At 70.8% G+C, this 15,019-nt stretch carries 16 protein-coding genes and 1 tRNA gene; 8 read left to right on the top strand and 9 right to left on the bottom strand.

Features of this window, described 5'->3' with window-relative positions; genetic code table 11:
* Window positions 1-53 precede the first annotated feature (53 nt).
* Window positions 54-842: a hypothetical protein gene (locus tag CSC66_RS12350; protein WP_379655830.1), complete on the bottom strand. Its 789-nt coding sequence runs from the start codon at window positions 840-842 to the stop codon at window positions 54-56.
* A 164-nt stretch (window positions 843-1,006) separates the two neighbouring features.
* Window positions 1,007-1,564 carry a DUF3228 family protein gene (locus CSC66_RS12345; protein WP_162377692.1) on the bottom strand — a complete coding sequence of 186 codons (558 nt, stop codon included), beginning with the start codon at window positions 1,562-1,564 and terminating at the stop codon, window positions 1,007-1,009.
* Window positions 1,565-1,705: 141 nt separating this feature from the next.
* On the opposite strand from CSC66_RS12345, the gene metF reads away from it, so the two are divergent.
* The 3 genes from metF (at window position 1,706) to CSC66_RS12330 (ending at window position 4,273) form a co-directional block, all read left to right on the top strand.
* Window positions 1,706-2,530, top strand: a complete 825-nt coding sequence (gene metF / locus CSC66_RS12340) for a methylenetetrahydrofolate reductase [NAD(P)H] (RefSeq protein WP_162377691.1) — start codon at window positions 1,706-1,708, stop codon at window positions 2,528-2,530.
* 44 nt (window positions 2,531-2,574) lie between these two features.
* Window positions 2,575-3,264 (top strand): hypothetical protein, encoded by a 690-nt coding sequence (locus CSC66_RS12335; protein ID WP_162377690.1) that lies wholly within the window; start codon window positions 2,575-2,577, stop codon window positions 3,262-3,264.
* Between the two features lie 97 nt (window positions 3,265-3,361).
* Entirely contained in the window at window positions 3,362-4,273 is a 912-nt protein-coding gene (locus CSC66_RS12330) for a branched-chain amino acid transaminase (RefSeq protein WP_162377689.1), read from the top strand.
* Window positions 4,274-4,313: 40 nt separating this feature from the next.
* On the opposite strand, the gene CSC66_RS12325 is transcribed toward CSC66_RS12330, so the two are convergent.
* From CSC66_RS12325 to CSC66_RS12300, 6 genes are all read right to left on the bottom strand, one after another.
* The gene (locus CSC66_RS12325) at window positions 4,314-5,786 is read right to left on the bottom strand and encodes a sensor histidine kinase (RefSeq protein WP_162377688.1); all 1,473 of its coding nucleotides are present in this window, start codon (window positions 5,784-5,786) and stop codon (window positions 4,314-4,316) included.
* Complete coding sequence (locus CSC66_RS12320) at window positions 5,686-6,369, bottom strand: response regulator transcription factor (RefSeq protein ID WP_162377687.1); 684 nt, start codon at window positions 6,367-6,369, stop codon at window positions 5,686-5,688. The genes CSC66_RS12325 and CSC66_RS12320 overlap by 101 nt, the downstream gene beginning before the upstream one ends.
* 12 nt (window positions 6,370-6,381) lie before the next feature.
* The gene (locus CSC66_RS12315) at window positions 6,382-6,879 is read right to left on the bottom strand and encodes a hypothetical protein (RefSeq protein WP_238394386.1); all 498 of its coding nucleotides are present in this window, start codon (window positions 6,877-6,879) and stop codon (window positions 6,382-6,384) included.
* Window positions 6,880-7,190: 311 nt separating this feature from the next.
* Complete coding sequence (gene rimK / locus CSC66_RS12310) at window positions 7,191-8,069, bottom strand: 30S ribosomal protein S6--L-glutamate ligase (RefSeq protein ID WP_162377686.1); 879 nt, start codon at window positions 8,067-8,069, stop codon at window positions 7,191-7,193.
* A gap of 72 nt (window positions 8,070-8,141) precedes the next feature.
* Window positions 8,142-8,215 (bottom strand) — tRNA-Gly (locus CSC66_RS12305).
* 76 nt (window positions 8,216-8,291) lie between these two features.
* Window positions 8,292-10,088: an autotransporter outer membrane beta-barrel domain-containing protein gene (locus CSC66_RS12300; protein WP_162377685.1), complete on the bottom strand. Its 1,797-nt coding sequence runs from the start codon at window positions 10,086-10,088 to the stop codon at window positions 8,292-8,294.
* Between the two features lie 148 nt (window positions 10,089-10,236).
* On the opposite strand from CSC66_RS12300, the gene thiS reads away from it, so the two are divergent.
* The 4 genes from thiS to CSC66_RS12280 all read left to right on the top strand — a co-directional run bounded on the left by thiS (window position 10,237) and on the right by CSC66_RS12280 (window position 14,113).
* Entirely contained in the window at window positions 10,237-10,437 is a 201-nt protein-coding gene (gene thiS / locus CSC66_RS12295) for a sulfur carrier protein ThiS (RefSeq protein WP_162377684.1), read from the top strand.
* Window positions 10,438-10,596: 159 nt separating this feature from the next.
* Window positions 10,597-11,391, top strand: a complete 795-nt coding sequence (locus tag CSC66_RS12290; protein ID WP_162377683.1) for a thiazole synthase — start codon at window positions 10,597-10,599, stop codon at window positions 11,389-11,391.
* Between the two features lie 2 nt (window positions 11,392-11,393).
* Window positions 11,394-12,158, top strand: a complete 765-nt coding sequence (gene trmB / locus CSC66_RS12285; protein ID WP_162377682.1) for a tRNA (guanosine(46)-N7)-methyltransferase TrmB — start codon at window positions 11,394-11,396, stop codon at window positions 12,156-12,158.
* Between the two features lie 95 nt (window positions 12,159-12,253).
* A complete protein-coding gene (locus CSC66_RS12280; RefSeq protein ID WP_162377681.1) occupies window positions 12,254-14,113 on the top strand; it encodes an SLC13 family permease in 1,860 nt (619 codons plus the stop codon).
* A gap of 158 nt (window positions 14,114-14,271) precedes the next feature.
* Here CSC66_RS12280 and CSC66_RS12275 read toward each other — a convergent pair whose 3' ends face one another.
* On the bottom strand, window positions 14,272-14,625 hold the full coding sequence (locus CSC66_RS12275) for a Rieske (2Fe-2S) protein (RefSeq protein ID WP_162377680.1): 354 nt from the start codon (window positions 14,623-14,625) through the stop codon (window positions 14,272-14,274).
* 64 nt (window positions 14,626-14,689) lie between these two features.
* Between CSC66_RS12275 and CSC66_RS12270 the strand changes: the two genes are divergently transcribed.
* Window positions 14,690-14,974, top strand: coding sequence for a hypothetical protein (locus CSC66_RS12270; protein ID WP_162377679.1), 285 nt, complete (start codon window positions 14,690-14,692; stop codon window positions 14,972-14,974).
* Window positions 14,975-15,019: the final 45 nt, after the last annotated feature.

Genomic DNA, 15,019 nt, shown 5'->3' with positions numbered 1-15,019 from the left:
GTTTCCATTCCGGGCAGTGTGCAGGCGGCACGGAGCCGCCCCCAGGCGACCGCTCAGGCGGCGCCGGCCGCAACCGGAACCGCTGTCGCGGGTGGCACCGGGGCGGCGGCTTGGGGACGCTCCGGTTCCACATGGCGTATGCCGGTCGCCCCGGCGTCGGGCGCCGAGGCGACCTTCAGCGCGATCGAGCGCATCGCCTCGGTCACCGCGCCCAGCGGCACCCGCTCGGCCAGTCGCCGGAACGTGTCGCGGCTGTCGTAGCCGGAGCCATCGCGCGGATACATGTCGTACATCGACAGCAGCTCCTCGCAGGCCGCCGCGAGCGCCTGCTGGTTGCCGCCGGCCAGCGCGCGGCCGACCCGGTCGAAGGTATGCAGGCAATCGGACAGCCAAAGCAGGTCATAGCGGGCCTTCGCGGGTTCGGGGCCGTGGTGCCCGCGGGTGAACGCGCTGTAGCCGCGGATCGCCGCGGCCACGCGGGCCACGTGCTCGAACAGCAGGCCGATCTCGGCGGAGAGGTCGAGGCTGTCGACCACCACCATCGGGAACGCCCGCCCCGCAGCCGGCTGGCCCTGCTCCCGTGCCTGCGCACCGGCGTCCGCGTCGACGCTCCGCTTCAGGGCCAGGTAGTCGCGTTCAAGCGCCTCGAACTGCGCGGCGGTGGTGGCCGCGCGCTCCTCGAGCCTGCGCACGGCGGCGCGATAGCGGGCGTTGTGCTGCTGCGCGGCCTCGTGGTCCAGGCGCTCGCGGCGCAGGCGGCCGCCCCAGACCAGGGCAAGGACCGTCGCCAGCATCGCCCAGCCACCGAGGACAGTCATGAGGATGATCGGGAACGTGCCCATGCGCACCTAAGGGAATGGCCGACGAGGATTGGTCCCCGCGCTGCCACACGCTCGCGGCGACGCGACCACCCGGAGGGAGGGGGACCTGACCTACATCGGCAGCCGACGCCGGATCCTGAAGGCCTGCCGGACCCGGGAACACGGCAAGGCTCGAGGCCGGCCGCTCAGAGACGCCAGTTGGCGTTGGCGTCCCAGAACTCGACGCTGCGCCGATAGGCCTCGCGGTCCAGCGGCACGCCCGACCCGCCCTCGTCCACGCCCAGCGCATTGCGCATCATGGTCACCGGTGCCATCGGGATCTCCTCCGGCTGCAGGGTGTAGAGGCAGCCGACCACGCCCCAGTCGGCTTCGATCGGCGTCCCCTCCCGTGCCAGCTGCTCGCGGCTGTAGAGGATCACGACCAGGTACTCGGCCACCGGTGGCTCCACGCCCTCGAACCAGCGCACCAGCATCGGCAGCTCCTCGCGGCTGCGCGCCTCGTAGGCCGAACGCAGCAGGTGCCGGTTCTGCGCCGTCACCGGCACGGTCAGGCAGCGGGTCGAGGTCCAGTTGCGGTGCACGTGCAACTTGCAGAACGGCGCGTAGCCCTCCAGCACTTTCAGGGGCGCGTGCTCGTTGAGATGGCGCTCGAACTGCTCGGGCGTGCAGTCCTGGATCGCATTGCCGCGCGGCGTGCGCGGGAACAGGCGGGCGCGGGCGAAATCGGTGAGGAAGATCGACATGCGGCAGTCCGGCGGTGGGGGCGACAGGGTAAACGCGCCAGCGACCGGTGCTGCCGCGACCGCGACCGCGACCGCCCAGCAATGCTTCACATCCATCGCGATAAAGAGATATTATCCGGGGCGACCCGCCGGACCCCTGCGATGACCGCCCACGTCAGCTTCGAGTTCTACCCACCCAAGACCGACGAGCAGCGCACCCAGCTCGACCGCGCCGCGGCCAGGCTGAAGGCGCACGCACCCGAATACGTGTCCTGCACCTTCGGCGCCGGCGGCTCCACGCTCAGCTACACCTCCGAGACCGTGCGCCACCTCAACCAGCACCACGGCTTCGAGGCCGCGCCGCACCTGTCCTGCGTGGGCGGCAACCGCGAGGAGATCCGCGAGCTGCTCAAGCTCTACCGGGCGATCGGCTGCCGCCGCATCGTCGCCCTGCGCGGCGACCTGCCGTCGGGCATGGGCTTTCCCGGCGACCTGCGCTACGCGGCCGAGCTGGTGCAGCTGATCCGCGCCGAACACGGCGACCGCTTCCGGATCGAAGTGGCCGCCTACCCCGAGACCCACCCCCAGGCCGAGGATGCGCTGGCCGACCTGCGCCACTTCAAGGCCAAGGTCGATGCCGGCGCCGATGCGGCGATCACCCAGTACTTCTACAACGCCGACGCGTACTTCCGTTTCGTCGACGACGCGCGCCGGCTGGGCGTGGAGGTGCCGATCGTCCCGGGAATCATGCCGGTGTCCAACTTCACCCAGCTGCGACGCTTCTCCGAAGCCTGCGGCGCGGAGATCCCGCGCTGGATCGGCAAGCGGATGCAGGCCTTCGGCGACGACGCCGAGGCGATCCGCGAATTCGGCGCCGACCTGGTCGCCGGCCTGTGCCGGCGCCTGGTCGCCGGCGGCGCCCCCGGCCTGCACTTCTACACGTTGAACCTGGCCAGGCCCACCGAGGCCGTGCTCGCGCGCCTGTGACCGGCGTGCTTTCCGCGGATGCAGGCCGCGGCTAGGCTGGCGGCATGGAACGGCTCCTGCTCCTGTTCGCGTGCGTGGTCCTCGCCGCGGCGCCGGCGAAGGCGCGCACCCAGCAGGTGCAGCGCTGCATCGGCGCGGATGGACAGGCGGTCTACACCGACCGGCGCTGCGACGACCTCGGCGCGGTATCGCGCCTGCCACCGGCCGCGGCGGGAGAAGGGCCGCGCCTGTTCCGGGGCGGGTGCCCGCGCCGGCTGAGCCAGCTGGTCGGTGAGATCGGCGCGGCGATCCAGGGCCAGGACATCAACCGCCTGGCCAGCGTCTACGACTGGAGCGGGGTGTCCGACGCGTCGGCCGCGCGGCTGCTCGACCGCCTCGAAGGCGTGGTCGAACGGCCGCTGGTGGACATCGCGCCGGTTTACGCGGGCAACGACGCGCCGGTCTTGCCTGCGCCGCCGCCGGAAGTCCCGGCGGATGCGCAGGAGCCCACGACGACGCCCTCGAGCGGTCCGGCGGCGTGGATGCCGAGCTGGAACAGCAGTGAAGGCGCCGGCGCCACTCCGCCGACCGAAGCCGCCTCCGTCCAGGCGCCCGTTGCGGCGGCTGCGCCGGCACCCGCCCGGTCGCGACCGGTCGCCCTGCGCGTCGAGCAGACGCTGTCCGGCAGCGCCACCCCGGTCCGCACGGTCTTCGGACTGCGCAGGAACTACGGCTGCTTCTGGATCACCCTGTAGGCGCCGTCCGATGGCGTGCCGGGTCGGGATGGACCCGGCGCTGCCCGCGCCCTGCCCTTGCGGCAGAATGGACCCCTCCCCCGCGCGGAGCAGGCCGATGCAGTTCCCCGAGAAGATCTGGCACAACGGCGCGATCAAGCCCTGGGCCGAGGCCACCACCCACGTGATGGCGCACGCGATCCACTACGGCTCCTCGGTGTTCGAAGGCATCCGCGCATACGACACCCCGCAGGGCACGGCGATCTTCCGCCTGGCCGACCACAACCGGCGCCTGTTCAACTCGGCGAAGATCTACGACATCGCCATCCCGTACACGCTGGAGCAGATCAACGCGGCCTGCCGCGACATCGTCAGCGCCAACGGCCTGCGCGCCGCGTACCTGCGGCCGGTCGCGTTCCGCGGCGTGGGCAGCGTCGGCATCGCCGCCGACACCCCGATCGACGTCGCCGTGGCGGCGCTGGATTTCGGCCGCTACCTCGGCGCGGAGGCGCTGGAGCAGGGCATCGACGCCTGCGTGTCCAGCTGGCAGCGGTTCGCGCCCAACACCGTGCCCGCCGGCGCCAAGGCCGGCGGCAACTACCTGTCCGGACAGCTGGTCACGCGCGAGGCGCGCCGCCACGGCTATGGCGAAGGCATCGCCCTGGCCTCCACCGGGTTGCTGAGCGAAGGCGCCGGCGAAAACCTGTTCCTGGTGTTCGATGGCGTGCTGCACACCACCCCGGCCAGCGCCTCGATCCTGACCGGCATCACCCGCGACTCGATCATCCGGCTCGCGCGCGATGCCGGGATCGAGGTGGTCGAACGCGACATTCCGCGCGAGTACCTCTACCTGTGCGACGAGTTGCTGATGTGCGGCACCGCCGCCGAGATCACCCCGCTGCGCTCGGTGGATGGCAAGCCGGTCGGCGACGGCAGTCCCGGGCCGGTGACGCGGCGGCTGCAGCAGCTGTTCTTCGGCCTGTTCGACGGCACCACGCCGGACACGCGCGGCTGGCTCGACTACATCTGAGGTGCGGCGGCGACACGCGCGCTGCAGGCAGCGGCGGGCTTCAGCCGGCTCCACCCGCGGTGGCCGGCGGCCTGCCGCCTCCGAACGACAGCGTCGCCACCACGCCCTGCTCGCCGTCCTGCCGCGGACGCACGCTGACGTCCCAGCCATAGAGGTCGCACAGCCGGCCGACGATCGACAGGCCGATGCCCGCGCCCTGCGAGTGGCCGGCATGGGTGCCGCGGTAGCCGCGCTGGAACAGCCGGGCCGCGTCCTCCTCGCTCAAGCCCGGGCCGGTGTCCACGACTTCGACCGCATCGGCCAGCAGGCGCAGCAGGACCTCGCCCTGCGGCGTGTACTTGACCGCGTTGCCGACCAGGTTGCCGAGCGCCACCGACAACGCCGCTTCCGGGGCATCGACCACCAGCCCCGGTTCGCCCTCCATCCGCAGTTCCAGCGGCTTGCCGCCGAGCTGGGCGCGGTGCGATTCGAGCAGCTGTTCGGCGACCCTGGCCACGTCGCTGCGGCCCTGCCCGCGCTCGTTGCGCGAGAGCAGCAGCAGGGAGCCGATCAGGTCGCTGCATTGCTGTTCGGCACGCTGGATCCGCAGCAACCGCGCCCGCGTGCGCTCGTCCAGTTCCGGGCGTGACAGCAGCAGCTCGACGGCGCCCTTGATCACCGCCAGCGGCGTGCGCAGCTCATGGCTCACGTCGGCGTTGAACTCGCGGTCGCGCTGGACCACTTCGGTCAGCCGCTCGGAGTAGTCGTCGAGCGCCTCGGCCAGCTGGCCGACCTCATCTTCCGGGAAATGCGGTGCCAGCTTCCGCGGCTGGCTGCTGCCACGGTAGGCGCGCAGGCGCGCGGCCAGCTCGGTCACCGGCCGCATCACCCGCGAGGCCGACCACCAGCCGATCACCAGCGACAGCGCGCTGAAGATCAGGATGGAGACGTACAGCGCGCGCTTGAGCTGGGACTCGCCGCGCAGCGTCTGGGTCATGTCGTAGGCGAGGAAGAACCACTCCTCGGGGGTCTTGCGCACCGCCAGCTTGTAGGCGAACTGCTCGCCGTTCTCGTCGCGGCCGGTGATGTTGTGGATGCCGTCCGGAAGTTCGTACCAGTCCGGCTCCATCACCCGCAGCAGCTCGAAGTCCTCGCGCTTCACCACCCGCCCGCGCATCTGCTGCACCGGCAGGTCGGGATTGCGGCTGGGATCGACGTAGAAGCGGCGCGCGAACTCGTCGATGTTGCTGTTCAGCACGTCCTCGACCAGCTGGTTCTCCACCCGCTGGCGCGAGTAGTCGGTCAGGAACGCGAACAGGGCCGTCAGGCCGGTGCCCAGCAGCAGGAACGAGAGGATGATGCGGGTGCGCAGCCGGCGGCGGAAACGCCGTGGGTTGCGCGCCGGGTGACCGGCGCCGTCGGCCGCCGCGCCGTCAGTTGCCAACGTCGGGCGCCGCGATGCGGTAGCCGATGCCGTGCCGGGTCTGGATGTAGGGAACGGGGAACGGCTTGTCGACCACCGCGCGCAGTCCATGGATGTGCACGCGCAGGGAGTCGGAATCGGGCAGCTCCTCGCCCCAGACCCGGGTTTCCAGTTCCTGGCGCGTGACCACCGCCGGGGACGCTTCCATCAGCGCCTGCAGGATCTTGAGCGCGGTCGGGTTGAGCTGCAGCAGCCGCCCTTCGCGCCGCACCTCAAGGGTGTCGAGGTTGTACTCGAGGTCCCCGGTGTTCAGCACCCGGGTCTGCACGCCCTTGCCGCGGCGCGACAGCGCGTTGAGCCGCACCTCGACTTCCTGCAGCGCGAACGGCTTGATCAGGTAGTCGTCGGCGCCGGAGTCGAAGCCGGCCAGCTTGTTCTCCAGGCTGTCGCGGGCGGTGAGCATCAGCACCGGGGTCTGCTTGCGCGCCTCGTTGCGCAGCTTGCGGCACACCTCGATCCCGTCCATGCCCGGCAGGTTCAGGTCGAGCACGATGGCGTCGAAGTCGTGGACCACGGCCAGGTGCAGGCCGGTCACGCCGTCGGCGGCGAAATCCACGGTATGGCCGCGGTCCTCGAGGTAGTCCCCGAGGTTGGCCGCGATGTCGCTGTTGTCTTCGATGACGAGGATGCGCATGGGAGTCCTGGGTCAGGAGCAGCTTACGCCCGGCACGCAGGCAACCCGCATGTTCCGGCGCAGCGCGTTCTGGCTTTCTTCCTGGTCGCGGCGACGTTCGGCCACCGTCTTGCAGGTGTTGGTCGTGCGGTGCGAACCGACCTTCTTCTCGCGAGTGCAGACCAGGCGGCTGTCCTCGCGGGCCTGGGTCAGCACCGTGTTGATCAGTTCCTGCTCGTTGAACACTTCGACCTTGGTCGCCTGCGGCAGCTGGTCCACGCTCTGCGCGTCGCCGAGCAGACCGGAGATGCGGTTCAGCGAGCCGGTCACCTTCTGGCGATCCTGGACCGAGATCTCGGCGTAGGTCTTGCCGTCGGCGAGCGCGGTGATGATCGCATCGCGCTGGGCCTCGAACGAGCCGCTCAGGTCCAGACCCTTCTCGGGAGAGAACGCGCTGCCGTCGGACGGAATGTTGGCATTGGCGGCCAGCGGCGCCAGGGCAAGGACGGAAAGCATGAGCAGCTTGTACATCGAGACCTCAGCTAGGTGACGTGATGGTAGGAGTACCCCGCGCATGCGCAGGGCGTCGTCCGATTCTGCCTGCCCGCCGAAGACCGGGCAAACGCCGGATTGCGGATACAAAAAGGCCCAGGCCGTGGAAACCGCCTGGGCCAAAGGATTGCCCCGATTACCGTATCTCGTATCACGGCGGGGACGAGGATCCCCGCCTGACGATGGAGCTGCGGTCCGACGGAGCCTAAGCCGGTTTCGATTAAAGGGGTGTTAAACCGGGCGTTTCGAGCCCCCCTGAGACGCCAGCAAGTTCGACGCAAATATATGATTCATATTGATATTTTTTTTGATACGAAGTCGATGATCGCCCCCGCCACGTCCACCCGGCAGGCGCCTTCGACGCCCTCCAGGCCGGGGGTCGAGTTCACCTCCAGCACCAGCGGACCGCGCTGCGAGCGGATGAGGTCGACACCGGCCACGCCCAGGCCCAGCGCCCGCGCCGAGCGCACCGCCACGGCCTGCTCCTCGGCCGAGGCCTCGGCGGGGGAGGCTTCGCCGCCGCGGTGCAGGTTGGAGCGGAACTCGCCCTCCGCCGCCTGCCGGCGCATAGCCGCCACGACCCGGTCGCCGACCACGAAGCAGCGCAGGTCCGCGCCGCCGGCCTCGGCAACGAACTCCTGGACCACGAAGCTGGCATAGAGCCCGCGCAGCGTCTCGACCACCGCCCGCGACGCCGAGACCTTCTCGGTCAGCATCACCCCCGCACCCTGGGTGCCCTCGTTGAGCTTGATCACGTGGGGCGGCGGGCCGAGCAGGGACAGCAGGTCGTCGGTGTCGTCCGGGTTGTCCCCGAACGCGGTCGACGGCAGCCCGATGCCCTGCGCGGCCAGCAACTGGTGCGCGCGCAGCTTGTCGCGGGCGCGCAGGATCGCGTCGGAGGGATTGGGCGTGTAGCTGCCCATCAGCTCGAACTGGCGCAGCACCGCGGTGGCATAGCGGGTGATCGAGGTGCCGATCCGCGGGATCACCACGTCGTAGCCGTGCACCGGCTTGCCCTTGTAGCGCATCGAGAAGCCGTCGGGCGCGATGCGCATGTAGCAGCGCAGCGGGTCCAGCACGCGCACGCTGTGGCCGCGCGCGCGCGCGGCCTCGACCAGCCGGCGGGTGGAATACAGCGAGGCGTTGCGGGAGAGGATCGCCAGCTTCATCGGTACGCCACCGGTGGCCACGGAGGCCTTGAACGCGAAACGCCGCGGGACTCCGCGGCGTCAGGCGAGGCTTGGAGCGGGTGATGGGAATCGAACCCACGTTAGCAGCTTGGGAAGCTGCAGTTCTACCATTGAACTACACCCGCGAGGTCCGGAAGTCTATGCGCCCGCACCGGGCCGCGCAACGCCGGCCCGGTGCGTCCTACCGGCCCCGCCCGGGGGTCAGAACGTGCCGCCCAGGCTGAGGAACAAGCCGGTATCGCTGCCACCGTCCTGGCCCGCACTGGCACGCGCGCCGACATCGGCCGACAGGCCGAACGCGTCGAAGCGCGCACCCAGCACCACGGTGCCGTAGTCGCCGTCGAACTCCACGGCCGGGACCGCGTATTCCTGGCCCGGCATGGTCTGCAGGCGGGCGAAAACCTCCTCCTGCCCGTCCTCGAACTCGTGGTCCCAGGTGGCGCGCAGGTACGGCGACCAGCCGCCGGCGTCGTAGCTGGCCTGCCAGCCCAGGCTGCCGACCAGCGAATCCACCGACTGGTCCGAATAGGCCAGCGCGGTGGACGCGGGATTGCCCTCGCTGTAGCCGTCGACGTCGATGGCCTGCCACAGCAGGCCGGCGATCGGCCCGTGGCGGAACGCGCCCTCGCCGAACCCGTAGCCGCCGTTGATGCCGAAAGCGGTGTTGCTGCCGTCGGTGGACCCGGCATGGCGGCGCATCGCCGGCCCCATGCGCACGTCGCGGGTCACGTCGTAGTCGAGGCTGGTGTAGCTGGCCTGCGCATTGACCCAGCTGCGCTCGCCATACCAGCCGAGGAAGCCGCCGAAGGTCGCATCGGCCTGCTGGAAGTCGCCGCGATTGCCGCCGAAGTCGGCATCCATGCGGCCGTAGCCCAGGAAGCCGCCGGCGACCAGGCCGTTGCCATTCGCCCAGTCGAGGCCGAACAGGCCGGCCGGGGCCATGCCGTCGTAAAGGTCGGCATGGTCGTAGCGCTGGGTGTCCGCGCGCAGCCCGCCCCACCAGCTCAGGCCGGCGGCTTCCGGCACCTGCGGAAGGTGCCAGGCGACCTGGTCGGCGCGGCTGCGGCCGATCACCTGGGCCGAATGCGGCAGGATCCCGATCAGCTGCGGTCCCTCGAGCACGGAGATGGCGTAGTCGGCCAGGATCGCGTGCGCGCCGCCGCTGGGATGCACGCCATCGGCGAACAGGTAGGTCGTGGCGGCGTCCGGCGCCACCAGCGACGACGGATTGCAGGTCAGCGAGCTGCCGCTGGGCGGCAGGCAGGCGGTCTGGGTGACGTTGCGCATGCCGTAGGTGCCTGGGCTGGCCACCACTTCGCGCAGCATGCTGAAAGTGTCCAGCGGGATCACCCGGTAGCCGGCCTGGGCCAGCGCGCCGTACATCGACGTGTTGTAGGTCGTGGCCAGCTGGGTCAGCGTCGCCTGCGCCACCGGGCCGGCGGCGATCGCATTCGGGGTGATGCCCATGTCCGGCAGGCTCGGCACCAGGATGTAGCGCGCGCCGGCCGCATCGAGCGTGCCAACGATCTGGACGACGCCGCCGACGGCGGTGGCGAGGGTCTCCTGCGGCGGCGCGCCGGCGGCGACCGCGAACAGGTCGTTGGCGCCCGTCCATACCGTGTACAGGGTGTCGGGATTGGCCTTGCCGCCGTTGGCGGCCAGGTAGCGGCCGACCTGCGACACCGTGGATTCGGCAGCGCCGTTCTGCACCGTCACCCGCGAACCGCCCTGGGCGTAGTTGTCGCCGCCCTGGTTGTCGGTGAAGCCGTTGCCGTCGTAGCGCTCGGCCAGGTACTCGGCCCAGACCCAGGCCGGGTTGGTGGTGAACTTGCCGGTGACCGGCCGCACGCTGGGCGGCAGCTGGTTCTGGAAGTGCCCGGAATCGGTGAGGCTGTCGCCGAAGAAGACGGCGCCTTCGAACTCGCCCGCGAGGGCCGGTGCGGCGGCGAGGGCCAGGGCAACGGCGAGCGCCGAGCGGAGCGGACGGGAAGCGGACATGGAATCTCCTGGTGGGTTCTTGCCTGAGGGTCCGGCAGGACGGTCGGCGCATCACGTACGGATGCGCATGGTCGCCATGGTCCGCCCAAAGGCCGGCAGCACTCACGCTGCGCTGCGGCAAGCGGGGCGGCGATGCGACAATGCGCCCATGGACATCGCATTGAACGGGGAGCCGCGCACCCTGCCGGGCGGCACCACCATCGCCGGCCTGCTGCAGGCCGAGGGCCTGGCCGGGCGCCGGGTGGCGGTCGAGGTCAACGGCGAGATCGTCGCCCGCGCCGCGCATGACAGCCTCGCGCTGCAGGCGGGCGACCGGGTCGAGATCGTGCACGCGCTGGGCGGCGGTTAGCGCGCACGGCCGGGGTACAGGTCCGGGAACTCGTACCGGAGTAAACGGCAGCCTGGTGGAAGCCGCTGGCCGGTGCCCGGCGCGCCATTGGGGTGCGATCCGCGCGCGCCGGCAACGGCGACGGTTCACGCCCCCGGCGCCGCGGGCCATAATCCTCCGATGGACAACACCCCCGCACGTGATCCGCTGGCCATCGCCGGCCGGACCTTCCACTCGCGCCTGCTGACCGGCACCGGCAAGTTCAAGGACCTGGACGAGACCCGCCGCGCCACCGAGGCCGCCGGCGCGCAGATCGTCACCGTCGCCATCCGGCGGACGAACATCGGCCAGAACCCCGGCGAACCGAACTTGCTCGATGTCCTGCCGCCGGAGCGCTACACCATCCTGCCCAACACCGCCGGCTGCTACACCGCCGAGGACGCGGTGCGCACCTGCCGCCTGGCGCGCGAACTGCTCGACGGCCACAACCTGGTCAAGCTCGAGGTGCTCGGCGACCAGCGCACGCTCTACCCGGACGTGGTGCAGACGCTCAAGGCCGCCGAGCTGCTGGTCGCCGACGGCTTCGACGTGATGGTCTACACCAGCGACGACCCGATCCTGGCCCGCCAGCTCGAGCAGATCGGCTGCTGCGCGGTGATGCCGCTCGCCGCGCCGATTGGTTCCGGCCTGGGCATCCAGAACCGCTACACGCTGCTGGAGATCATCGAGAACGCCAAGGTGCCGATCATCGTCGACGCCGGCGTCGGCACCGCTTCCGACGCGGCCATCGCCATGGAGCTGGGCTGCGACGGCGTGCTGATGAACACGGCCATCGCCTCGGCGAAGGATCCGGTGCTGATGGCCAGCGCGATGCGCAAGGCGGTGGAGGCCGGGCGCGAAGCGTTCCTGGCCGGGCGCATCCCGCGCAAGCGCTACGCCAGCGCATCCTCGCCGGTGGACGGCCTGATCGCCTGACGATGACCAACCCGTTCGAAAGCGAAGGCGCCAAGGCTCCGCCGAAGCCCTACACCGCCGGCGAAGGCCGCCGCGAGATCCGCAGCTTCGTGCTGCGCCAGGGCCGCTTCACCCCGGCCCAGCAGCGCGCGTTCGACGATGCCTGGCCGCGCTTCGGGCTCGACTACACCGGCACCCCGCGCGACCTGGACGCCGCCTTCGGCCGCCCCGCGCCCAAGGTGCTGGAGATCGGGTTCGGCAACGGCGAGGCACTGCGCTTCGCCGCCCGCCAGGATCCCGCCCGCGACTACATCGGCCTGGAGGTCCATGCGCCGGGAGTGGGCCGCCTGCTCAACGCGCTGGCCGAAGACGGCAGCGACCACGTGCGCGTCTACCACCATGATGCGGTGGAAGTGCTGCGCAACGAGATCGCCGACGGCGCCCTGGACGAGATCCGCATCTACTTCCCGGACCCCTGGCACAAGAAGCGCCACAACAAGCGCCGGCTGGTGCAGCCGGAATTCGCCGCCCTGCTGGTGCGCAAGCTGCGCCCGGGCGGGCGCCTGCACCTGGCCACCGACTGGGAGCCGTATGCGGAGCACATGTGGGACGTGCTCGAGTCCACGCCCGGACTGGCCAACCGCGCCGGGCCGCGCGGCCACGTGCCGCGCCCGGAATGGCGACCGGAGACACACTTCGAGCGGCGCGGCGTGCGCCTGGGCCATGGCGTGTGGGACCTGCTGTATGACCGCACCGACGCGGCGGCGCTAAACTCGCCCCCAGCATGAGCCACGCCCCGCCCGACCCGGACACAGCCCGGACCGCCTGCCCCGGTCGCGCCCGGCGCGCCGCCTCCGCCACGCCATAAGGACCCCGGCGCGCAATGGAATCCGGCCTGACCCTGACCAACGACATGCGCCTGGTGCTCGGGTTGGTCGGGTTCACGATGGCCATGTTCCTGTTCGAGCGCATCCGCGCCGACCTGGTGGCGCTGTCGGTGCTCGTGGTGCTGGGCATCACCGGGCTGATCGCGCCGGAGGAGATCTTCAGCGGCTTCTCCGGCAACGCGGTGATGAGCATCATCGCCACCATGGTGCTCGGCGCGGGCCTGGACCGCACCGGCGCGCTCAACCGCCTGGCCGGCTGGCTGCTGCGCCGCGGCCACGGCAAGGAGCAGCGCCTGCTGGCGATGACCTCGCTGGTGGCCGGCCTCAACTCCTCCTTCATGCAGAACCCGTCGGTGATGGCGCTGTACCTGCCGGTGGCCGCGCGGCTGTCCGGACGCAGCGGCCTGGCGATGTCGCGCCTGCTGCTGCCGCTGGCGGCGGCGATCGTGATGGGCGCGGCGCTGACCATGGTCGGCAACTCGCCGCTGATCCTGCTCAACGACCTGCTGGTGTCGGCCAACAACAACCTACCCTCGGGCATGGCCACGCTGGAGCAGCTGCCGATGTTCGCGCCCGCGCCGGTGGGCGTGGTGCTGCTGGCGGCTTCGCTGCTGTACTTCCGCTTCTACGGCAACCGCAAGCTGGCCGCGCTCGAGGACGGCGGCGGCGAGAACGTCACCCCGGCCCGCACCGAGAGCTACTTCGCCCGGACCTACGGCATCGAGGGCGACGTGTTCGAGCTGGCGGTCAGCGCCGAAAGCCCGCTGGTGGGCATGTCGGTGGCCGAGGCCGAGTCGATGCACGATGCGCCGCTGCTGCTGGCGCTCAAGTCCGGCAACGACACCCGGCTGGCGCCGCCGGCGGACATGCGCATCTGGGTCGGCAGCGTGCTCGGCGTGATGGGGCCGCGCCAGCAGGTCCACGATTTCGCCCAGAACCACTTCCTGCGCATGTCCTCGCGGCTGCGCAACCTGGGCGACCTGTTCAACCCGGCGCGCGCGGGCATCTCCGAGGCGGTGGTGCCGCCGACCTCGCGCTTCATCGGCAAGACCGCGCGCGAGCTGCGCCTGCGCCAGCAGGCCGGGATCAGCCTGCTGGCGATCAACCGCGACAAGCAGGTGATCCGCGAGGAGGTGCGCTCGGTGCCGCTGCGCGCCGGCGACATGCTGGTCTTCCACGGCATCTGGCAGGACCTGGCGCGCGCGGCGGAGAGCCGCGACTTCGCCGTGGTCACCGACTACCCCAAGGGCGAGCAGCGGCCGCACAAGTTCAAGATCGCCATGGCGATCTTCGCCGTCACCATCCTCATCGCCCTGTTCGGCAAGTTGCCGGTGGCCCTGACCCTGATGACCGGCGTCGTCGGCATGCTGCTGGCCGGGGTGCTGAAAATGGACGAGGCCTACGCGGCGATCAACTGGAAGACGGTATTCCTCACCGCCGGCCTGATCCCGCTGGGCTGGGCGATGGACAGCAGCGGCGCGGCGGCCTGGGTCGCCGGCCACACCCTGGACAAGCTGCCCGACGGCACCCCGCCGTGGGCGCTGCAGATCGTGGTGGCGCTGCTGACCACCGGGTTCTCGCTGGTGATCAGCCACGTCGGCGCGACCATCGTGATGGTGCCGATCGCGATCAACCTGGCGCTGGCGGTGGGCGGCGACCCGACCGCGTTCGCGCTGATCGCCGCGCTGTCGGCCTCCAACAACCTGATGACCGCGTCCAACCCGGTGATGTCGATGATCACCGGCCCCGCCAACTATTCCGCGCGCGACCTGTGGCGCGTGGGCGGGCCCCTGGCGCTGGTCTACACCGTGGTCGCGGTGGGCGTGGTCAACCTGATGTTCTGGGGCGGCCGCTAGGCGCATTCGCCAGGCTCGGACGCAGGCGAACGTGTCGGCGGTCGAATCCCCGTGCCCATGAATCCGCGGCCTGCCACTGCGTGTACGCCGATCTATCGGCGAGCCGACGCGGGATCGCGCGCACCTAGATGGTATTCGGGTCCCCGATGAATCGGCTCCTACAAGGGCGAGGGCGACAGCCAGACCTGGCCGTCGCGCACTTCCACCGCGACCGGGCGCAGCGCGTCACCGCGGCAGGGGCCGGCCACGCACAGTCCGCCATCCAGCTCGAACGACGCCCCATGCGCCGCGCAGACCAGCAGGCCCTCGCGACTTTTCAGGAACTGCCCCGGCGCCCAGTCCAGGCGGCGGCCGGCGTGCGGGCAGACGTTGAGCCAGGCGCGCACCGCGCCGGCCTGGCGGTACAGGATCAGCGATTCCGCGTCCTCGCCCAGGCGCACCTCGACCTCGGCCAGCGCGCCCTCCGGGATCGACTCCAGACTGAGCAGTGGTTCAGCGTTTAACGATCCCATCACAACCTCGCCGGCGCGGGCGCCGATACTGGCAACCGTTCGCCATTCTGGCACGTGGACTCAAATGCACGCCCGTTCCTTCCGTTTCGATACCGCCCAGCTCCATGGCCTGTTCGCCGCGCCGCGCAAGCCGCGGATGCCGCTCCTGCGCGTTGCGCTGGGCCTGCTCGGGCTCGCGCTGCTGGCCGTGCTCGTGTTCTTCGGGGTGTTCATCGGTGCGGCGATGCTGGCCGCGGGAATGGCCTGGCGCCTGCTGCGCAGGCCGCAGGCGCGCAAGCAGGCGGCCGGCCAGGTGGTCGATGCCGAATACCGCGTAGTGCGCAAGCCGGAACTGCCGACCCCGCGCTGAGCGCCCGCCCGGCCGCTGCGCGTAGACTGTCCGGCCCCCGTCGCC

Source organism: Pseudoxanthomonas kaohsiungensis, from assembly GCF_010211765.1.
Classification (GTDB): Bacteria; Pseudomonadota; Gammaproteobacteria; order Xanthomonadales; family Xanthomonadaceae; genus Pseudoxanthomonas; species Pseudoxanthomonas kaohsiungensis.
The sequence above is the reverse complement of the archived record's forward strand: the minus strand, read 5'-3'. Positions and strand labels throughout refer to the sequence as shown.